The 19,331-nt window shown below is 51.4% G+C and carries 20 protein-coding genes; 16 read left to right on the top strand and 4 right to left on the bottom strand.

What is annotated here, in order from left to right; genetic code table 11:
• Nucleotides 1-123: 123 nt before the first annotated feature.
• On the top strand, nucleotides 124-2,142 hold the full coding sequence (locus tag SK36_RS00845; protein ID WP_048220515.1) for an oxidoreductase: 2,019 nt from the start codon (nucleotides 124-126) through the stop codon (nucleotides 2,140-2,142).
• A 49-nt stretch (nucleotides 2,143-2,191) separates the two neighbouring features.
• On the opposite strand, the gene rlmG is transcribed toward SK36_RS00845, so the two are convergent.
• Nucleotides 2,192-3,328, bottom strand: coding sequence for a 23S rRNA (guanine(1835)-N(2))-methyltransferase RlmG (rlmG, locus tag SK36_RS00840; protein ID WP_045447841.1), 1,137 nt, complete (start codon nucleotides 3,326-3,328; stop codon nucleotides 2,192-2,194).
• A gap of 82 nt (nucleotides 3,329-3,410) precedes the next feature.
• On the opposite strand from rlmG, the gene SK36_RS00835 reads away from it, so the two are divergent.
• From SK36_RS00835 to sstT, 4 genes are all read left to right on the top strand, one after another.
• Nucleotides 3,411-3,911, top strand: a complete 501-nt coding sequence (locus tag SK36_RS00835; protein WP_048220514.1) for a M48 metallopeptidase family protein — start codon at nucleotides 3,411-3,413, stop codon at nucleotides 3,909-3,911.
• Nucleotides 3,912-3,983: 72 nt separating this feature from the next.
• Nucleotides 3,984-4,982, top strand: a complete 999-nt coding sequence (locus SK36_RS00830) for a Gfo/Idh/MocA family protein (RefSeq protein WP_045447846.1) — start codon at nucleotides 3,984-3,986, stop codon at nucleotides 4,980-4,982.
• A gap of 270 nt (nucleotides 4,983-5,252) precedes the next feature.
• Entirely contained in the window at nucleotides 5,253-6,221 is a 969-nt protein-coding gene (locus SK36_RS00825) for a TerC family protein (protein ID WP_048220513.1), read from the top strand.
• A gap of 243 nt (nucleotides 6,222-6,464) precedes the next feature.
• Complete coding sequence (sstT, locus tag SK36_RS00820; RefSeq protein ID WP_048220512.1) at nucleotides 6,465-7,709, top strand: serine/threonine transporter SstT; 1,245 nt, start codon at nucleotides 6,465-6,467, stop codon at nucleotides 7,707-7,709.
• A 16-nt stretch (nucleotides 7,710-7,725) separates the two neighbouring features.
• On the opposite strand, the gene SK36_RS00815 is transcribed toward sstT, so the two are convergent.
• From SK36_RS00815 to uxaC, 3 genes are all read right to left on the bottom strand, one after another.
• Nucleotides 7,726-8,280: a YgjV family protein gene (locus SK36_RS00815; protein ID WP_048220511.1), complete on the bottom strand. Its 555-nt coding sequence runs from the start codon at nucleotides 8,278-8,280 to the stop codon at nucleotides 7,726-7,728.
• 206 nt (nucleotides 8,281-8,486) lie between these two features.
• The gene (locus SK36_RS00810; RefSeq protein ID WP_048220510.1) at nucleotides 8,487-9,974 is read right to left on the bottom strand and encodes a UxaA family hydrolase; all 1,488 of its coding nucleotides are present in this window, start codon (nucleotides 9,972-9,974) and stop codon (nucleotides 8,487-8,489) included.
• 14 nt (nucleotides 9,975-9,988) lie between these two features.
• Nucleotides 9,989-11,401, bottom strand: coding sequence for a glucuronate isomerase (gene uxaC / locus SK36_RS00805; protein ID WP_048220509.1), 1,413 nt, complete (start codon nucleotides 11,399-11,401; stop codon nucleotides 9,989-9,991).
• A gap of 473 nt (nucleotides 11,402-11,874) precedes the next feature.
• Between uxaC and SK36_RS00800 the strand changes: the two genes are divergently transcribed.
• The 11 genes from SK36_RS00800 (at nucleotide 11,875) to SK36_RS00750 (ending at nucleotide 19,305) form a co-directional block, all read left to right on the top strand.
• Complete coding sequence (locus tag SK36_RS00800) at nucleotides 11,875-13,176, top strand: MFS transporter (RefSeq protein WP_048220508.1); 1,302 nt, start codon at nucleotides 11,875-11,877, stop codon at nucleotides 13,174-13,176.
• 134 nt (nucleotides 13,177-13,310) lie between these two features.
• Entirely contained in the window at nucleotides 13,311-14,087 is a 777-nt protein-coding gene (gene exuR, locus SK36_RS00795) for a transcriptional regulator ExuR (RefSeq protein WP_045447868.1), read from the top strand.
• 350 nt (nucleotides 14,088-14,437) lie between these two features.
• The gene (gene yqjA / locus SK36_RS00790; protein WP_045447871.1) at nucleotides 14,438-15,100 is read left to right on the top strand and encodes a DedA family general envelope maintenance protein YqjA; all 663 of its coding nucleotides are present in this window, start codon (nucleotides 14,438-14,440) and stop codon (nucleotides 15,098-15,100) included.
• Between the two features lie 3 nt (nucleotides 15,101-15,103).
• Nucleotides 15,104-15,487, top strand: a complete 384-nt coding sequence (gene mzrA / locus SK36_RS00785) for an EnvZ/OmpR regulon moderator MzrA (protein ID WP_045447874.1) — start codon at nucleotides 15,104-15,106, stop codon at nucleotides 15,485-15,487.
• 147 nt (nucleotides 15,488-15,634) lie between these two features.
• Nucleotides 15,635-16,003 (top strand): DUF1090 domain-containing protein, encoded by a 369-nt coding sequence (locus SK36_RS00780; protein WP_045447878.1) that lies wholly within the window; start codon nucleotides 15,635-15,637, stop codon nucleotides 16,001-16,003.
• A 33-nt stretch (nucleotides 16,004-16,036) separates the two neighbouring features.
• Nucleotides 16,037-16,342 carry an ElaB/YgaM/YqjD family protein gene (locus tag SK36_RS00775; RefSeq protein ID WP_045447881.1) on the top strand — a complete coding sequence of 102 codons (306 nt, stop codon included), beginning with the start codon at nucleotides 16,037-16,039 and terminating at the stop codon, nucleotides 16,340-16,342.
• Between the two features lie 2 nt (nucleotides 16,343-16,344).
• Nucleotides 16,345-16,740, top strand: a complete 396-nt coding sequence (locus SK36_RS00770) for a phage holin family protein (protein WP_045447884.1) — start codon at nucleotides 16,345-16,347, stop codon at nucleotides 16,738-16,740.
• Entirely contained in the window at nucleotides 16,740-17,039 is a 300-nt protein-coding gene (locus tag SK36_RS00765; RefSeq protein ID WP_045447887.1) for a YqjK-like family protein, read from the top strand. Before SK36_RS00770 ends, SK36_RS00765 begins: the two co-directional genes overlap by 1 nt.
• Before the next feature lie 216 nt (nucleotides 17,040-17,255).
• Nucleotides 17,256-17,648 carry a DoxX family protein gene (locus SK36_RS00760; protein WP_048220506.1) on the top strand — a complete coding sequence of 131 codons (393 nt, stop codon included), beginning with the start codon at nucleotides 17,256-17,258 and terminating at the stop codon, nucleotides 17,646-17,648.
• Between the two features lie 178 nt (nucleotides 17,649-17,826).
• Complete coding sequence (yqjG, locus tag SK36_RS00755; RefSeq protein ID WP_048220505.1) at nucleotides 17,827-18,813, top strand: glutathionyl-hydroquinone reductase YqjG; 987 nt, start codon at nucleotides 17,827-17,829, stop codon at nucleotides 18,811-18,813.
• A 126-nt stretch (nucleotides 18,814-18,939) separates the two neighbouring features.
• Complete coding sequence (locus SK36_RS00750) at nucleotides 18,940-19,305, top strand: DUF805 domain-containing protein (RefSeq protein WP_045449799.1); 366 nt, start codon at nucleotides 18,940-18,942, stop codon at nucleotides 19,303-19,305.
• Nucleotides 19,306-19,331 lie beyond the last annotated feature (26 nt).

The following is a 19,331-nucleotide window of genomic DNA, read 5'->3' as shown; positions in this document are numbered from 1 at the left end:
CATACGCATCTTTTTTGAATCCCATCACAATCACGCCATTCCCCTTTTCCCTTTTACGCAGCGCCAGCTAAATTAGTAACTCATCCGACCACATAACAATAATTTTACATACTGGACACCTTTATGAGCTATCCGTCGCTGTTCGCCCCGCTCGATCTGGGATTCACCACGCTTAAAAACCGTGTGCTGATGGGTTCGATGCATACCGGGCTGGAAGAGTATCCCGATGGTGCAGAACGGCTGGCCGCGTTCTACGCCGAACGCGCCCGCCACGGTGTAGCCCTGATTGTGACCGGGGGTATTGCTCCTGCATTATCTGGCGTCGGTATGGAGGGTGGCGCGACGCTGAACGATACCAGCCAGTTGCCGCACCATCGCATCATTACTGATGCCGTTCACGACGAAGGTGGCAAAATTGCGCTACAAATCCTGCATACCGGGCGCTACAGCTATCAGCCACATCTGGTCGCGCCTTCAGCCATTCAGGCCCCGATCAACCGCTTTACACCGCATGAACTGACCCATGATGAAGTTCTACAACTGATTGAGGATTTTGCTCACTGCGCGCAACTGGCGCGGGAAGCAGGTTATGACGGCGTAGAAGTGATGGGTTCGGAAGGGTATCTAATCAACGAATTCCTGACATTGCGCACCAACCAGCGTAATGACGAATGGGGAGGCGATTATACCAATCGCATGCGTTTTGCTGTGGAGGTTGTTCGGGCGGTACGCCAACGTGCCGGTAATGACTTTATTATTATCTTTCGGCTGTCGATGCTCGACCTGGTGGAAAATGGTGGAACCTTTGACGAAACGGTCCAGCTGGCGCAGGCAATAGAAGAGGCAGGTGCCACCATAATTAATACTGGTATTGGCTGGCATGAAGCACGTATACCTACCATCGCCACGCCGGTTCCACGCGGTGCTTTTAGCTGGGTGACACGTAAGCTGAAAGGCCATGTGACGATCCCATTAGTCACCACGAACCGTATCAACGATCCAACCGTGGCCGACGACATTCTGGCTCGCGGCGATGCCGATATGGTGTCGATGGCGCGTCCGTTCCTTGCCGATGCCGAACTTCTTTCAAAAGCACAAACCGGACGAGCGGATGAGATCAATACCTGTATCGGCTGCAACCAGGCCTGCCTGGATCAGATCTTCGTTGGCAAAGTCACTTCCTGCCTGGTGAACCCACGCGCTTGCCATGAAACCAAAATGCCGATCCTTCCGGCCACTCAACTGAAAAACCTGGCGGTTGTCGGTGCTGGCCCTGCGGGGCTCGCCTTTGCCATTAACGCTGCTGCACGTGGGCATCACGTGACGCTGTTCGATGCGCATGGTGAGATCGGCGGACAGTTTAATATCGCCAAACAGATCCCCGGCAAAGAAGAGTTTTATGAAACGCTGCGCTACTACCGCCGAATGATCGACGTGACCGGCGTGACGCTGAAACTGAATCATTTTGTCACCGCACACGATCTGCACGCATTTGATGAAGTGATCCTCGCCAGTGGGATCGAGCCACGCATGCCGCCGATCGACGGTATTGATCACCCAAAAGTGTTGACCTATCTTGACGTCCTGCGCGATAAAGCGCCGGTGGGCAAACGCGTCGCGATTATTGGCTGCGGTGGGATCGGTTTTGATACCGCCATGTATCTGAGCCAACCGGGCTCCCCTACCAGTCAAAATATTGCTGAATTCTGTGTGGAATGGGGGATCGACACCAGTCTGCAACAGGCAGGCGGTTTACGCCTGGAAGGGCCGCATTTATCCCGCAGCCCACGTCAGATAGTCATGTTGCAACGCAAGGCCAGTAAACCAGGACAAGGCTTAGGTAAAACAACGGGCTGGATCCATCGCGCCACCCTGCTTTCACGCGGCGTAAAAATGATCCCATCAGTGAGCTATCAAAAGATCGACGATGACGGACTGCACGTACTGATCAACGGTGAACCGCTGATCTTCGACGTGGATCATGTGGTGATCTGCGCCGGTCAGGAACCCAAACGAGAACTGGTCGATCCGCTGAATGCGGCAGGTAAAACGGTGCATCTGATTGGCGGGTGCGATGTGGCGATGGAACTGGATGCCCGACGCGCTATTGCGCAAGGCACCAGGTTAGCGCTGGAGATTTAAGCTTTTGTCGGCCGGATACGGCATTTACGCCGCCATCCGGCACTCGAATTTAGCGGCGGCGGCCCGTTTTAACCGCTTTCAACACCACAAATTTGTTGTTAGTGGCGATGGTGACGCAGTTGCCAAAAATCTTCTTCAGCTTGTGGAAGTAATCCAGGTGGCGGTTGGCCACGATATACAGCTCACCGTTGATCTTCAGGCAGCGGCGGGCATGGTGAAACATCTCCCAGGCGATGTTATCGGTCAGCGCATGTTTCTGGTGGAACGGCGGGTTACACAGTACGGCGTTAAAACGGAAAGGTTCCACGCCAGAGAGCGCGTTGTTGATCATAAACTCACAGCGATCCAGCGCTTCAGGCATGTTGGTTTCAACGTTCAGACGGCTTGATGCCACTGCCATTGGCGATTCATCAACAAACACTACGCTCGCTTGCGGGTTTTTCTCCAGCAATGTCAGGCCAATCACGCCGTTACCACAGCCGAGATCGACAATTTCGCCTTCCAGATTTTCCGGCAGATGCTCAATAAAGAAACGCGCGCCAATATCCAGTCCGGTGCGTGAAAACACGTTAGCGTGGTTGTGGATAGTCCAGTCGGTGCCTTCCAGCTTCCAGCTTAACGTTTGTGAGGCTTCAGCCAGCTCAGGATTGCTAAAGGTACAGTTGATCAGACGGGCTTTTTTCCATGCCAGCGTCGTGGTGGTTGGGCCTAATACCTTTTCAAACAGCTCCAGCGTCGAGGTGTGGATATCACGCGCTTTCGCACCAGCGATGATCCGCGTTTGCGGCGTAACAACCTCACGCAGTGCACGAAGTTGCTGTTCCAGCAGAGCCATGGTTTTTGGCAGCTTAATCAGCACCACACCCGGTGCTTGCGGGTATTCAGCGGTACTATCAAGAAACTTGACGCTGGATTCCGCGATATCGTTGTGACGCAGGTTTTCACGCGTCGCCAGCTCGCTTAAATAGGAGTCGCCAATGCTGTAAGGTGTATGTTCCGCCAGCGCACAGCCCAGCGCGCCGAAAGTATCATTCAGGATAATCACCGGGCCGCTAATCTCGGTATCATCCAGCTGTTGCAGCAGATATTCATCTGCAGCTTCCCACGCCAGCAGCGGGTTAACGTCATCCGTTTCCGGGAAACGTTTAAGTGACAGCGAACGGAAACCGTTGTCTATGTGGCTCATCGGCCCTCCTGAATGGTAAAATTTCGGCGTATCCCTGAAAAGGGTGCGTGAGTATACACTTTTATGATTTGCGTGGACATGAATGAACCAACTAACTTATCTCCAGGGCTACCCGGAACACCTGCTGGCCCAGGTTCGCGCGTTAATTAGCGAGCAGCGGCTGGGCGCAGTGCTGGAAAAACGCTATCCGGGCACACATGATTTCGCGACCGACAAAGCGCTCTGGCAATATACTCAGGATCTGAAAAGTCAGTTTCTGCGTAATGCCCCACCGCTCAATAAAGTGATGTATGACAGTAAGATCCACGTGCTAAAGAATGCGCTTGGGTTGCATACTGCAGTGTCGCGCGTACAGGGCGGCAAGCTAAAAGCCAAAGCAGAGATCCGCGTCGCAACCGTGTTTCGCACCGCCCCGGAGCCATTTCTGCGCATGATCGTCGTCCATGAACTGGCACACCTGAAAGAAAAAGAGCACGACAAAGCGTTTTACCAACTGTGCTGCCATATGGAACCTCAGTATCATCAACTGGAGTTCGATACCCGTTTGTGGTTAACGCAACAATCACTCAAGCAAACTGCGTAGTAGCGCACTGGCATTGACCGCAAGGCATGCTAAATTGGCGAAAGGATCCCTTTTCTCAGCCTGAAGGCCTTTATGATACGTTTCGCAGTGATTGGCACAAACTGGATCACCCGCCAGTTTGTGGATGCCGCCCATGAAACCGGCAAATATAAGTTAACCGCTGTTTATTCCCGTAGCCTTGAACAGGCACAAACCTTCGCCAACGATTATCTCGTCGAGCATCTGTTTACCTCACTGGAAGCGATGGCGCAAAGCGACGCGATCGACGCTGTATATATTGCCAGCCCAAATTCTCTACACTTTCCGCAGACAGAGCTGTTTCTGACGCACAAAAAGCATGTGATTTGCGAAAAACCGCTGGCATCAAATCTGACTGAAGTCGATGCCGCAATCGCCTGCGCGCGCGAAAATCAGGTCGTGCTGTTTGAAGCGTTCAAGACCGCCAGCCTGCCCAATTTCCTGCAGTTGCAGCAATCCCTGCCAAAGGTGGGAAAAATCAGGAAGGCGTTTATCAATTACTGCCAGTACTCGTCGCGCTACCAGCGTTACCTGGACGGTGAAAATCCGAACACGTTTAATCCGGCGTTCTCTAATGGCTCGATTATGGATATCGGTTTTTACTGTCTGGCCTCAGCGATTGCGCTTTGGGGTGAGCCACAAAGTGTGCAGGCCAGCGCCAGTCTGCTGGATAGCGGCGTCGATGCCCACGGCGTTGTGGTAATGAACTACGGTGATTTTAGCGTCACCTTGCAGCATTCCAAAGTGAGCGACTCTGTGCTGGACAGTGAAATTCAGGGCGAATCGGGATCTCTGGTTATTGAGAAAATCTCTGAGTGCCAGAAGGTGTGCTTTGTTCCACGTGGCGGTAAAACGCAGGATCTTACTGTGCCTCAACACATCAATACTATGCTTTATGAGGCAGAGGTTTTTGCTCATCTGGTAGAAACTGGCGAAGTGGATCACCCGGCACTGGCCGTCAGCCGTATTACCGCTAAACTGCAAACGGAAATTCGTCGTCAGACTGGCGTCATCTTCCCTGCAGACCATGCGGATACATCGCTGACTGCGTAAAATTATGTAAAACAGATGTTACAGGCCATTGACTGAATACGTGGCCTGTAATACTTTGTTACCCGCAAAGGGGAGTAACTTCGTTGTCGGTTGATCGTCATTACGATGTGTGAAAAACCACATCCGGTCACCGGGCGATAACAAAGGAATACGCTACCGTATTCCTTTGTTGTTGTAAGTGAGACCTTGCCGAATGGCAAGGTCTATGCATAAAAAGCAGCGGCTAACGTCATTCGGCGTTGGCCGTTTTTTTATGCATGGGGAAATATAATGAATACTGTCGGCACACCGTTGTTATGGGGTGGCTTCGCTGTTGTGGTGGTGATTATGCTGGCCATCGACCTGCTGCTGCAGGGCCGTCGTGGCGCGCATACGATGTCAATGAAGCAGGCGGCTGTCTGGTCAATCGTCTGGGTAACACTGTCGTTACTGTTTAACGCCGCATTCTGGTGGTATCTGGCTGAAACCCAGGGCCGTGACGTCGCCGATCCACAGGCTCTGGCGTTCCTTACCGGCTATTTGATCGAGAAATCGCTGGCGGTTGATAACGTCTTTGTCTGGCTGATGCTGTTCAGTTACTTCTCCGTACCGCCGGCGCTACAACGTCGGGTACTGGTCTATGGTGTACTGGGCGCGATTGTCCTGCGTACGATTATGATCTTCGCCGGCAGCTGGCTTATCGCCCAATTCGAATGGCTACTGTATGTGTTCGGCGCGTTCCTGCTGTTTACCGGTGTGAAAATGGCGCTGGCAAAAGAGGATGCTTCCGGCATTGGCGACAGGCCGTTAGTTCGCTGGCTGCGCGGTCATTTACGCATGACCGATACCATCGAGAACGAGCATTTCTTCGTACGTAAAAACGGCCTGCTGTTCGTAACGCCGCTGATGCTGGTACTGATTCTGGTTGAGCTGAGCGATGTGATTTTTGCCGTCGACAGTATTCCAGCCATCTTTGCCGTCACCACGGACCCGTTCATCGTGCTGACCTCTAACCTGTTTGCTATCTTGGGTCTGCGCGCAATGTACTTCCTGCTGGCTGGCGTGGCGGAGCGTTTCTCCATGCTGAAATACGGTCTGTCTGTCATTCTGGTATTTATCGGTATCAAGATGCTGATCGTTGATTTCTACCATATCCCTATCGCTATCTCGTTAGGCGTGGTGTTCGGTATTCTGTTTGTGACGCTGATTGTAAATGCGTGGGTCAACCACCAGCACGATAAAAAACAGCAAATGCAGTAACGTTCATCCAGCTTTCTGACAAGGCCCGACGCGCACTATACGCATCGGGCTTTTTGTTTAAAATATCATCAAAATGTTAATTCAAAGTTATAAAATATGATCTCGCCGCGAAATCAAGGATAATTCTCTTCCGCAACCTCTTTCTTTCCTTATACTCAGCTATGCAAACATTTGCCTCATTCTGAAAGATGCGTCGACTGAACGCACAAAGACCGGGCAACAACACAATGAAAGGATTATGAAATGACTACGCAACGTTCATCGGGGCTGATCTCGCGTTTGGCGCAAGGGAGCCTGGTTAAACAAATTTTGGTGGGTTTAATACTGGGGATTTTGCTGGCGCTGATCTCAAAACCATCGGCAGAAGCCGCTGGTTTATTAGGAACTCTGTTCGTCGGCGCATTAAAAGCCGTCGCCCCAATCCTGGTTCTGATGCTGGTAATGGCCTCTATCGCTAACCACCAGCATGGACAAAAAACCAATATCCGTCCCATTCTGTTTCTCTACCTGCTCGGTACATTTTCTGCGGCATTAGCCGCCGTCGTGTTCAGCTTCGCTTTCCCGTCCACACTGCATCTTTCCAGTAGTGCGAACGATATTGTGCCGCCATCAGGTATTGTCGAAGTCATGCGTGGTCTGTTGATGAGCATGGTTTCTAACCCGATTGATGCTCTGCTCAACGCGAACTATATCGGTATTCTGGTATGGGCTGTCGGGCTGGGTTTTGCACTGCGCCACGGTAACGACACGACCAAAAATCTCGTCAACGATATGTCCAATGCCGTTACTTTTATGGTGAAACTGGTGATTCGTTTCGCGCCGATCGGTATTTTTGGTCTGGTTTCTTCCACTCTGGCAACCACCGGTTTTGCAACGCTTTGGGGCTACGCACAACTGCTGACCGTGCTGGTCGGGTGTATGTTGTTGGTGGCGCTGGTAATTAACCCGCTGCTGGTGTTCTGGAAAATTCGCCGTAACCCATACCCGCTGGTACTGGCTTGTCTGCGTGAAAGCGGTGTTTATGCATTCTTCACCCGCAGTTCAGCCGCCAATATTCCGGTGAATATGGCGCTGTGCGAGAAGCTGAATCTGGACCGGGATACCTACTCTGTTTCTATCCCGCTCGGGGCAACCATCAATATGGCGGGGGCAGCAATTACCATCACCGTCCTGACGCTGGCGGCGGTCAATACGCTGGGGATCCCTGTTGATTTACCGACAGCATTGTTACTTAGCGTGGTGGCTTCACTCTGTGCCTGCGGCGCATCAGGCGTGGCGGGTGGTTCTCTGCTGCTGATCCCACTGGCGTGCAATATGTTTGGTATCCCGAATGATATCGCCATGCAGGTGGTTGCCGTCGGCTTTATCATCGGTGTATTACAGGACTCCTGTGAAACCGCACTGAACTCATCAACAGATGTATTGTTTACCGCCGCAGCTTGCCAGGCTGAAGACGAGCGTCTGGCAAACAACGCCCTGCGTGGCTAACCTCTCCTCCCCTCCGTCATCGTGCGGAGGGGTTTTCTTGCTGTACGCTTTTTTCAATTTTGAAGGGATCGATTCCGCGTTTTTGCATGCGTCTGAAACGAATAATGTTCAGGCCGTTCATCACCAGAAAACTTCCTTCAATCATCGTGCCGCCAATTGATCCCAGCCAGAAATTGTGAATAACCCAGCAGGCTGTTGCGCACCACATGACACAGCGGACGGTTAAACCTTTACAGCGAAACAGCGCCCAGGTGCTGGCCAGCGTACCGACAATAGGGAGAAGCTCCATTGCGTGCTGTAATTTCGCCAGCCCCAGAACCAGCGTAAGGATAATGAAAAGGGTCATCACCCACAGTTTACGGGTGCGCATCGAGACAAGCGTTCGAATGGTGTTAAGCTCTGCGCTCATCCCCGCCGGATACGCTCCCATCAGGAAGAAATGCACGCCGATAGTGGCACTATAGACAGCAAGCTGCAGCCTGAATCGGCGCTCATCGCGGTTGAAGAAAGTGGTAATGCCGATCAGAAAGGCGATGACACCTACGCCCTGGGCCAGCCAATACGCGGTCATGGAAGATCCTTGTCAGGAAACACAAAAACAAACGGCGCTCCATATTATGAAACGCCGTTTTTTTAATCCAGTCGAGATTAATTACCCAAAAGATTTCGTTCTACCTCAAGGTGGCAAGTTCAGGTATCCCCCGGAGCTTACTGAAGTAAGTGACCGGGGTGAGTGAACACAGCCAACACCATCGTGGTGCGAAAGATGAAGGATAATTACAGCGTTACGCCACTCTTAAAGATAGCCAGCTCACGGAAGTCATTACGCTCGTTACAGGTCTGTTTGCCGTTAGCAAACTCAACGATCGTGTCGACAAACTCGTTCAGCAACTGAGGCATGGCCTTACCGTGGATAAGTTGTCCGGCGTCAAAATCAATCCAGTGCTTTTTCTTCGCAGCCAGCTCACTGTTAGTGGCGATTTTTACCGTTGGAACAAAACCACCGTAAGGCGTACCGCGACCAGTGCTGAACAACACCATATGACAGCCTGCGCCCGCCAGTGCGCTGGTCGCAACGGCATCATTGCCCGGAGCACTTAACAGATTCAGGCCGTGTGTTTTAAGACGTTCGCCGTAACGCAGTACATCCACGACTTTACTGGAACCCGCTTTCTGGGTGCAGCCCAGCGATTTATCTTCCAGCGTGGTAATCCCACCCGCCTTGTTACCCGGCGATGGGTTCTCATAGATCGGCTGGTTGTGGGCAATGAAGTACTGTTTGAAGTCATTGACCATCATCACCAGCTTCTCGAAGGTCGCCTCGTCGCGGCAATGATCCATCAGCAGTTGCTCAGCACCGAACATTTCCGGCACTTCGGTCAGTACAGTCGTACCGCCGTTAGCAATGACGTAGTCGGAAAAACGCCCCAGCATCGGGTTAGCGGTAATGCCAGACAAGCCGTCCGACCCGCCGCACTCCAGACCAAACTTCAGCTCGCCCAGTTTACCCGGCTCGCGCTTATCATTACGCATCACGTTGTACAACTGACGAAGATGTTCGATCCCGGCTTCCACTTCATCTTCCTGATGTTGGCAGACCATGAAATGGACGCGCTCTGGATCGAACTCGCCCAGCGTTTCACGGAAGGCATCAACCTGGTTGTTTTCACAACCAAGGCCAACCACCAGCACCGCGCCCGCGTTCGGATGACGCACCATATTTTGCAGCATAGTACGGGTGTTAATATGATCATCGCCCAGTTGCGAACAGCCGTAGGTATGACTAAAGAGATGAACCCCGTCAATGCCTTCAGCATCGTTAGTCTCTTTCAGGAAACGAGTTTGCATCTGACGCGCCATGGCGTTGACACAGCCAACAGTCGGCAGGATCCACAGTTCGTTACGCACCCCGACATCGCCATTGGCCCGGCGGTAGATCTGCACATCGCGATCCGCCGGTTGTGCTTCTGGCTCCTGAAAGTCGGGTTGATAGCTGTATTCATCCAGATCGCTCAGATTGGTACGCGTATTGTGAGCATGAATATGCTCACCCGCTGCGATATCCGCCAGAGCATGGCCGATCGGCAAGCCGTATTTAATGACGTTCTCACCCTGCGCAATATCGCTCAGTGCAAATTTATGTCCACGTACAACATCCTGTCGTAGCGTTACGGTATGGTTATCGACACTTACCTGCGTACCTTGCGCCAGGTCTGCCAGCGCGACCGCAACGTTATCCAACGTATGGATCTTGATGTATTGCATATCAACCCCGGACCTTAGTTCAGTTCAATGGCGAAGTAGTCGCGCGCATTGTTGAAGCAGATATTTCTGACCATTTCACCCAGCAACTGGATATCTGCCGGAGCTTCACCAGCGGCAACCCAACGACCAATCATCTGGCACAGGATGCGGCGGAAATACTCATGGCGTGTGTATGACAGGAAGCTACGGCTGTCAGTCAGCATGCCGACAAAGCGGCTCAGCAGGCCGAGCTGGGCCAGTTGCGTCATCTGACGCTCCATCCCGTCTTTCTGATCGTTAAACCACCATCCGGAACCGAACTGCATTTTGCCCGGCATACCTTCACCCTGGAAGTTACCAATCATAGTGCCGAGCACTTCGTTATCGCGCGGGTTCAGGCAGTACAGGATCGTTTTGGGCAGCAGGTTTTCTTCGTTCTGCTTGCTCAGCAGTTTGGAGAGTTCTTCTGCAACAGGACGATCATTGATGGAGTCAAAGCCTACATCCGGCCCCAGCAGTTTGAACTGACGCAAGTTGTTATTACGCAGCGCGCCAATGTGGTACTGCTGTACCCAACCGCGGCGTGCATACTCAGCGCCAAGGAACACCAGTACAGCCGTTTTAAACTGAGCTACTTCATGCTCGCTCAGGGTTTCACCCGCCAGGCGACGGGCCAGAATGCTATCCAGTTCGGATTCGTTAGATTCCGCAAACAGCACCACATCGAGGGCGTGGTCGGACACTTTACAGCCGTGAGCAGCAAAGTGATCCAGACGTTTAGTCAACGCGGTCTGCAGATCGGTAAAGCGGCGAATGTCAGTGTCAGACACTTCACCCAGCTTCGCCATATAGTCGTTAAAGGTCGCCTGTTCAATATTGAAGGCTTTATCCGGACGCCAGCTCGGCAGCACTTTGATAGCAAAGGTGCTGTCTTTTGCGACTGAGGCGTGATGCTCCAGCGAGTCAATCGGATCGTCGGTGGTACCCACCATTTTCACGTTCATCTGCTGCATGATACCGCGCGCGGAAAATTTATCCTGCGCCAGCAATTCATTGCATTGATTCCAGATTTCATCCGCCGTAGCAGGTGAGAGTAGCTTACCTGTAATACCAAATGGACGGCGCAGTTCAAGATGCGTCCAGTGGTAGAGCGGGTTACCAATAGTGTGCGGCACCGTTGCGGCCCAGGCATCAAACTTTTCACGATCGGACGCATCGCCGGTACACAGGCGTTCAGCGACGCCGTTGGTACGCATAGCACGCCATTTATAGTGGTCGCCCTTCAGCCAGATGTCATACAGGTTGTTGAAACGGTAGTTTTCCGCGATTTGTTGCGGCGGCAAATGGCAGTGGTAATCGAAGATTGGCTGGTCTTTAGCGTAATCATGATAGAGACGGCGGGCAAATTCGGTATCCAGCAGAAAATCTTCAGTCATAAACGGGGTCATTATCGTCTTCCTCTCAGCGAGTGCGTCAGATTGCTTATGTTTTGATGTTGTCAAAGTTATCACACCAATTTCCATATACTGAAGATATTTTCGTGAGTTAGATCAACTAATGATGACAAAAAAATTACTCTCAAAGAGGTAAATCGTGCGCCAGACCGCTCCAGCACTGGCTTTGCTGAATCGAAATAATGACCACACGAAGATTCACACTTTTGTGATGGCACTCACCTTTTAAAGCTGTATGACAAGTTATCTTTTTGCCGTCGCAATACATAAGCCGACGGAATGCAAATTACCGATGGTCCACCATCGGATTGACCGGTACGGAAACCGAATTAGCAAGATTATTTACATGGCAAAGTTCGGGGAGTACCGGTTTTTATCGGTTACGCCCTTCGTAAAAGAACATCCTCCGCCCTACACAGGAAGATGACCGCGCTTCTTGCGGAAATAACAAAACGATGAGGTTTTACATGCGTAAAATTAAAGGGTTACGTTGGTACATGATAGCACTGGTGACGCTTGGCACCGTGCTGGGTTATCTGACGCGTAACACTGTGGCGGCAGCTGCGCCAACTCTGATGGAAGAGTTACACATCTCCACTCAACAGTACTCCTATATCATCGCAGCGTATTCTGCTGCTTACACCGTTATGCAACCCGTCGCTGGCTATGTTCTGGATGTACTCGGGACAAAAGTGGGCTACGCGATGTTCGCCGTTCTGTGGGCCGTCTTCTGTGGTGCAACTGCACTGGCCGGAAGCTGGGGTGGTCTGGCACTCGCGCGAGGCGCTGTCGGTGCCGCTGAAGCCGCGATGATCCCTGCGGGTCTGAAAGCCAGCTCTGAATGGTTCCCTGCAAAAGAGCGTTCTATTGCAGTTGGTTACTTTAACGTCGGATCTTCTATTGGTGCGATGATCGCTCCGCCGCTGGTAGTCTGGGCGATTGTCATGCACAGCTGGCAGATGGCGTTCATTATCTCTGGTGTTCTGAGCTTCATCTGGGCCATGTCCTGGCTTGTCTTCTATAAACATCCTCGCGATCAGAAAAAACTGTCTGATGAAGAGCGCGATTACATCCTCAACGGTCAGGAATCACAGCATAAAAACAGCACCGCGAAGAAAATGTCGCTCGGCCAGATCCTACGTAACCGTCAGTTCTGGGGTATTGCGCTGCCGCGTTTTCTGGCAGAACCAGCCTGGGGTACCTTTAACGCCTGGATCCCACTGTTCATGTTTAAAGTCTACGGCTTTAACCTGAAAGAGATTGCGATGTTCGCCTGGATGCCAATGCTGTTTGCCGATCTGGGTTGTATCGTCGGGGGATATTTGCCGCCGCTGTTCCAGCGCTGGTTCGGTGTGAACCTGATCGTTTCACGTAAAATGGTCGTCACCATGGGGGCATTCCTCATGATTGGCCCAGGGATGATTGGTCTGTTCACCAGCCCGTACGTTGCTATCGCCCTGCTGTGCGTCGGCGGTTTTGCTCACCAGGCACTGTCCGGTGCGCTGATTACCCTCTCTTCTGACGTGTTTGGCCGTAATGAAGTGGCAACCGCGAATGGTCTGACCGGTATGTCTGCCTGGCTTGCGAGTACCCTGTTTGCGCTGGTCGTTGGCGCCCTGGCTGACACCATTGGCTTTAGCCCACTGTTTGCCGTGCTGGCAGTATTTGACCTGCTCGGTGCGCTGGTTATCTGGACGGTGTTGCAAAACAAACCGGCCAGCGAGATAGACTCGGGGCCACAAACTAAAAACCCCGCGACGCAAAGTTAACCTGACGCTTTTTAGCAAGGTTATAAATTGCAAAGCCGCCAGCTAACTGGCGGCTTTTTTATCGTCGCGAGTAGAGCCATAGTCGCAAAAGTGGTATAACAAATATAGTCTGCCGTATCATGCCTGGAGCGCATATGGAAATCACCGAACCACGACGTTTGTATCAACAACTTGCTGCTGATCTTAAAGAACGCATTGAGCAGGGCGTCTATCTGGTGGGCGATAAACTTCCCGCCGAGCGCTTTATCGCCGATGAAAAAAATGTCAGCCGCACCGTGGTCCGTGAAGCCATCATCATGCTCGAGGTTGAAGGCTACGTTGAAGTGCGTAAAGGGTCGGGGATCCACGTCATCTCTAACCAGCCAAAACACTATGTCGCGCCGGATGAAAGCCTGGAGTTTGCCAGCTATGGTCCCTTTGAGCTTCTCCAGGCTCGCCAGCTCATTGAGAGCAACATTGCTGAGTTTGCCGCGACCCAGGTGACCAAGCAGGACATCATGAAACTGGTGGAAATCCAGGAGAAGTCGCGTAACGAGAAAAGCTTCCGTGACTCTGAGTGGGATCTCCAGTTCCATGTGCAGGTCGCGCTGGCAACGCAGAACACCGCTCTGGCCGCCATTGTTGAAAAGATGTGGACTCAGCGCGTACACAACCCCTACTGGAAGAAATTGCACGATCACATCGATCTCCGCACGGTAGATAACTGGTGTGATGACCATGACCAGATCCTGCGGGCATTAATCCGTAAAGATCCTCATGCGGCCAAACTGGCGATGTGGCAACACCTTGAGAACACGAAGCAGATGCTGTTCAACGAAACCAGCGATGATTTTGAATTCAACGCTGACCGTTATCTTTTCACGGAAAATCCGGTCGTTCATCTGGATACCGCCGCGAACGCAGCAAAATAAACGCTCTTATATTCACAGGCGCATCAGGGCGGTGCCTGTGAATAACGCTCGGTAAGCATTAGGTATAAAGTGTCAGCCTGTGTAAATCCTCTCGCCACCCTCCTTTGCGATAAGCAAAATCAGAGTTCAACGACCGTAATTTCTATAACGGACTACGTTGACCTTTGTTACAATTAAAAGCGTTTTGAATTTTTGTGTGTTAGTGCTTGCTTACTTCACAACTTAACAGGGAACAGTTCAGGCCGTGAATTTGTGTCAGACCGCGCCCCATGTAAAAACATTAATAAAATTGCGGCATTACAAACTCCAGACAACCGGCGTGACGACAACCGATTCTCCAGGAATACTGAATGGAACTACTGACTCAATTACTGAATGCCTTGTGGGCTCAGGATTTTGAAACTCTGGCCAATCCCTCTATGATTGGTATGCTGTATTTTGTCCTGTTTACAATTTTGTTTCTGGAAAACGGGCTGCTTCCTGCGGCCTTTTTACCTGGTGACAGTTTACTGGTACTGGTCGGCGTGCTTATTGCCAAAGGAGCAATGGGCTTTCCGCAAACTGTACTGTTACTTACTACCGCGGCCAGCCTCGGCTGCTGGGTTAGCTATATACAGGGACGGTGGTTGGGTAACACCCGTATCGTACAGAACTGGCTTTCTCATCTTCCCGCCCATTACCATCAACGTGCGCATCACCTTTTCCACAAACATGGCCTGTCTGCGCTGTTGGTGGGCCGTTTTATTGCCTTTGTCAGAACGTTACTGCCTACCATTGCAGGATTGTCAGGCCTGAATAATGCACGTTTTCAGTTCTTCAACTGGATGAGCGGGCTGTTGTGGGTGCTCATCCTGACATCGTTGGGTTATCTGCTGGGCAAAACACCGGTTTTCCTCAAGTACGAAGATCAGCTCATGTCATGCCTGATGCTGCTTCCGGTTGTTTTACTGGTGTTTGGTCTGGCAGGTTCACTGGTTGTGCTATGGAAGAAGAAATACGGGAACCGAGGGTAAATTATGCTGAAACCACGCATAACGCTTCGACGGCTGGCCTGGACAACCACCTTTATCTTGTTTGTAGGCGGGCTGATCCTGACCTGGTCAGCCATTCGTCATCAGGAATCGACACTCGCCATTCGCGCCGTTAACCAGGGCGCCAGCATCCCTGACGGTTTCTCCATCTGGCATCATCTTGATGCTAACGGAATTCGTTTTAAAAGTATCACTCCACAGAAAGACGCGCTGCTGATCACCTTTGATTCCAGCGCGCAAAGTGCAGCAGCTAAGGTTGTGCTGGACAGAACATTACCGCATGGCTTCGTCATCGCTCAGCAGGATGATGGCAATCAGGCAGTGCAGTGGTTGTCGCGCTTACGTGATAATCCGCATCGTTTTGGTTAACTTCCAGGAATCTGAATTATATCACTCACTTTGGTGATTTCGCCGTTTAGTGCCTATGATTAATAAACTGGGTTTATGGCCCATGCTTTATTACCTGGAGCAACGACCCCAAAGTAACAGGGTCGAATCACAATGGAAGGTTCAAGAATGAAATACCGCATCGCTTTGGCTATTACCCTTTTCACACTCAGTGCCGGCAGCTACGCCAACACCCTTTGTCAGGAAAAAGAGCAAGATATTCAGCGGGAGATTAGCTATGCCGAAAAGCACAATAATCAGAACCGCATCAATGGCCTGAACAAGGCACTTAGCGAAGTCCGGGCAAACTGTACTGACAGTAAACTGCGCGCCGACCATCAGAAAAAAATCTCAGAACAGAAAGATGAGATAGCTGAGCGTCAGCGTGATTTAGCCGAGGCGAAGCAAAAAGGCGATGCGGATAAAATCGCAAAGCGCGAACATAAGCTCGCGGAAGCTCAGAAAGAGCTGAAAGAACTTGAATCTCGCGATTACTAAGTACGGTAACTACCCACTCACCTGGAGAGAACTATGTCAAAAGATAATGCTACGGAACACCTGCGCGCTGAGCTGAAATCCCTTGCGGATACGCTTGAAGAGGTACTGAGCTCCTCTGGCGATAAGTCGAAAGAAGAGTTGAGTAAAATTCGCAGCAAGGCTGAACGAGCACTGAAAGAGAGCCGTAATCGTCTGGGAGAAACCAGCGACGTGATTGCCAAGCAAACCCGTGAAGCCGCTGCCCGTGCCGATAACTATGTGCGCGAAAACCCATGGACAGGCGTCGGCATTGGCGCTGCGGTCGGTGTGGTACTTGGCGTACTGCTGTCGCGCCGTTAACAATGGCGGATTCTCATCACGCACAAGGTCCAGGCAAGAGCGTACTGGGTATCGGACAACGGATCATCACGATCCTCGTTGAAATAGTCGAAACCCGCCTGCGGCTGGCCGTCGTTGAACTGGAAGAGGAAAAAGCCAACCTCTTTCAGCTTCTGCTGATGCTGGGGCTGACCATGCTGTTCGCTGCTTTTGGTCTGATGAGCCTGATGGTACTTATCATCTGGGCCATTGACCCTCAGTACCGCCTCAACGCGATGATTGCCACCACCGTGGTGCTGTTGCTTTTGGCCCTCATTGGCGGCTTATGGACATTACGTAAGGCCCGCAAGTCAACACTGTTACGCCATACCCGCAATGAACTCGCTAACGACAGGCGGGCCCTGGAGGATGATGCATAATGAGCAGTAAAGTCGAGCGTCAAAAACGTAAGGCACTGCTGCTTAGTCAGATCCAGCAGCAACGGCTGGATCTGACAGCCACCCGACGCGACTGGCTCGAGGCAACTGGTGCGTACGATCGCGGCTGGAATACACTACTGAACCTGCGCTCCTGGGTGTTGGTCGGCAGCAGCATCATGGCGATTCGCACGATCCGTAATCCTAACCTGCTCGTACGCTGGGCCAAACGTGGTTTTAGCGTCTGGAGCGCATGGCGGCTGGTGAAGGCAACAATCAGACAGCAGCAGCTGCGCGGTTAATCTCCTCACTCCCATGCCTGATGGCGCATCGCTTTCAGGCAGCAAATTTCTCGCTTCTCATCACTCAAATTTTTTGAAAATTACTGACAGTTTTCCTTGCTAACAATTGTCATTATCCACGTTTATTATTCTCTCCATCGACAGCAATGACGCGCTATACAGCGTTGATGCACAAAAAACAAAATATACCGCCTGAGTGGTTTCCTGGAGAGTACGATGAAAAAATTAGAAGATGTTGGTGTACTGGTAGCGCGCATTCTGATGCCAATCCTGTTTATTTCTGCAGGCTGGGGAAAAATCACCGGATATGCGGGTACCCAACAGTACATGGAAGCCATGGGCGTCCCTGGTTTTATGTTGCCACTGGTAATCCTGCTTGAGTTCGGCGGCGGTCTGGCCATTCTGTTTGGCTTCCTGACTCGTACTACCGCGCTGTTCACTGCAGGCTTCACATTGCTGACCGCGTTCATCTTCCATAGCAACTTTGCGGAAGGCATGAACTCGCTGATGTTCATGAAAAACCTGACCATTGCAGGCGGTTTCCTGCTGCTGGCTATCACCGGTCCGGGCGCATTCAGCATCGACCGCGTACTGAATAAAAAGTGGTAAGCAAGCTATAAATTGCCGGTGTGTTGGCTACACTCAGAAACCCCAGTCACATAGTTATTAATGTTCCTGGGGATTTCTTCCCTTGCCGCCTTCCTGCAACTCGAATTATTTAGGGTATATACTCAAAGAAAAAAGACGAGGGGATTAGCTCCTCGTTTTGCTATCCGGGAGAGAGATAATGGGACAACTGATTGATGGCGTCTGGCATGACACCTGGTATGACACCAAATCTACCGGAGGAAAATTTCAACGTTCTGCATCGGCTTTCCGTAACTGGCTCACCGCTGATGGCTCGCCGGGTCCAACTGGCGAAGGTGGGTTTGCCGCCGAAAAAGACAGATATCACCTGTACGTTTCTCTTGCCTGCCCGTGGGCGCACCGCACGCTAATTCTGCGCAAGCTCAAAGGGCTGGAGCCGTTTATTTCCGTTTCTGTTGTAAATCCGCTGATGCTGGAAAACGGCTGGACGTTTGATGACGATTTCCCGGCAGCGACAGGCGATACGCTTTACCAGCACGAGTTTCTCTATCAGTTGTATTTACACGCCGATCCGCATTACAGCGGCAGGGTTACCGTTCCGGTACTGTGGGATAAAAAAAATCACACCATTGTCAGTAATGAATCGGCAGAAATTATCCGTATGTTTAACACCGCCTTTGATGCGCTGGGCGCAAAAGCCGGTGATTACTACCCACCAGCCCTGCAAAGTAAAATTGACGAGCTGAATAGCTGGATCTATGACAACGTTAATAACGGTGTCTATAAAGCCGGTTTTGCCACCAGCCAGCAGGCGTATGACGACGCAGTGGAAAAAGTGTTTGAATCCCTGGCACGGCTGGAGCAAATTCTCGGTCAGCATCGCTACCTGATCGGTGACCAGTTAACAGAAGCTGATATTCGCCTGTGGACCACGCTGGTGCGCTTTGATCCGGTCTATGTCACCCACTTTAAGTGCGACAAACACCGTATTAGTGACTATCTGAATCTTTACGGTTTCCTGCGCGATATCTACCAGATGCCGGGCATTGCGGACACCGTTAACTTTGACCATATCCGTAATCACTATTTCCGTAGCCACAAAACCATCAACCCGACCGGTATTATTTCCATTGGGCCATGGCAGGACCTCAACGAGCCACACGGACGTGATAGCCGTTTCGCATAATTTACACAGGCACCCTTCAGGGTGCCTTATTAATTAACATCGTAAATATTTACCCACGAACCAATCACAGCTATTCTTATTTTGATTGCTTTAAAAACAAGTAATTGAATGCAGAACGAGGCAAAAATGGATTGGTATTTAAACGTATTAAAGAACTACTTTGGCTTTAGCGGCCGTGCACGCCGCAAAGAGTACTGGATGTTTGTTCTGGTCAACATCATCTTTACGTTCGTACTGGGCATTCTGGACAGAATGTTTGGTTGGCAACGCGCCGGGGGAGAAGGCATATTAACGACAATTTATGGGGTTCTGGTATTTATACCGTGGTGGGCAGTGCAGTTCCGCCGTCTGCATGATACCGATCGCTCAGCATGGTGGCTGTTAGTGCTGCTGATCCCTATCATTGGCTGGTTGATAATCGTCATTTTCAACTGTCAAAACGGTACGCCGGGTAGTAACCGCTTCGGGTCGGACCCAAAAAACCAGTCCTGACGCGGTATATGTGGATGCCTGATAGC

Source organism: Citrobacter sp. MGH106, assembly GCF_001037495.1.
GTDB classification, from domain to species: domain Bacteria; phylum Pseudomonadota; class Gammaproteobacteria; order Enterobacterales; family Enterobacteriaceae; genus Citrobacter; species Citrobacter murliniae.
This window is presented reverse-complemented; position numbering and strand designations above follow the sequence as displayed.

Coding starts and splice junctions, on each gene's coding strand:
- sstT (WP_048220512.1), top strand. CDS start 6,465: ATGACTACGCAACGTTCATCGGGGCTGATCTCGCGTTTGGCGCAAGGG.
- SK36_RS00815 (WP_048220511.1), bottom strand. CDS start 8,280: ATGACCGCGTATTGGCTGGCCCAGGGCGTAGGTGTCATCGCCTTTCTG.
- exuR (WP_045447868.1), top strand. CDS start 13,311: ATGGAAATCACCGAACCACGACGTTTGTATCAACAACTTGCTGCTGAT.
- uxaC (WP_048220509.1), bottom strand. CDS start 11,401: ATGACCCCGTTTATGACTGAAGATTTTCTGCTGGATACCGAATTTGCC.
- SK36_RS00765 (WP_045447887.1), top strand. CDS start 16,740: ATGAGCAGTAAAGTCGAGCGTCAAAAACGTAAGGCACTGCTGCTTAGT.
- SK36_RS00825 (WP_048220513.1), top strand. CDS start 5,253: ATGAATACTGTCGGCACACCGTTGTTATGGGGTGGCTTCGCTGTTGTG.
- SK36_RS00775 (WP_045447881.1), top strand. CDS start 16,037: ATGTCAAAAGATAATGCTACGGAACACCTGCGCGCTGAGCTGAAATCC.
- yqjG (WP_048220505.1), top strand. CDS start 17,827: ATGGGACAACTGATTGATGGCGTCTGGCATGACACCTGGTATGACACC.
- SK36_RS00770 (WP_045447884.1), top strand. CDS start 16,345: ATGGCGGATTCTCATCACGCACAAGGTCCAGGCAAGAGCGTACTGGGT.
- SK36_RS00780 (WP_045447878.1), top strand. CDS start 15,635: ATGAAATACCGCATCGCTTTGGCTATTACCCTTTTCACACTCAGTGCC.
- rlmG (WP_045447841.1), bottom strand. CDS start 3,328: ATGAGCCACATAGACAACGGTTTCCGTTCGCTGTCACTTAAACGTTTC.
- SK36_RS00800 (WP_048220508.1), top strand. CDS start 11,875: ATGCGTAAAATTAAAGGGTTACGTTGGTACATGATAGCACTGGTGACG.
- SK36_RS00760 (WP_048220506.1), top strand. CDS start 17,256: ATGAAAAAATTAGAAGATGTTGGTGTACTGGTAGCGCGCATTCTGATG.
- SK36_RS00750 (WP_045449799.1), top strand. CDS start 18,940: ATGGATTGGTATTTAAACGTATTAAAGAACTACTTTGGCTTTAGCGGC.
- SK36_RS00810 (WP_048220510.1), bottom strand. CDS start 9,974: ATGCAATACATCAAGATCCATACGTTGGATAACGTTGCGGTCGCGCTG.
- yqjA (WP_045447871.1), top strand. CDS start 14,438: ATGGAACTACTGACTCAATTACTGAATGCCTTGTGGGCTCAGGATTTT.
- SK36_RS00835 (WP_048220514.1), top strand. CDS start 3,411: ATGAACCAACTAACTTATCTCCAGGGCTACCCGGAACACCTGCTGGCC.
- SK36_RS00845 (WP_048220515.1), top strand. CDS start 124: ATGAGCTATCCGTCGCTGTTCGCCCCGCTCGATCTGGGATTCACCACG.
- mzrA (WP_045447874.1), top strand. CDS start 15,104: ATGCTGAAACCACGCATAACGCTTCGACGGCTGGCCTGGACAACCACC.
- SK36_RS00830 (WP_045447846.1), top strand. CDS start 3,984: ATGATACGTTTCGCAGTGATTGGCACAAACTGGATCACCCGCCAGTTT.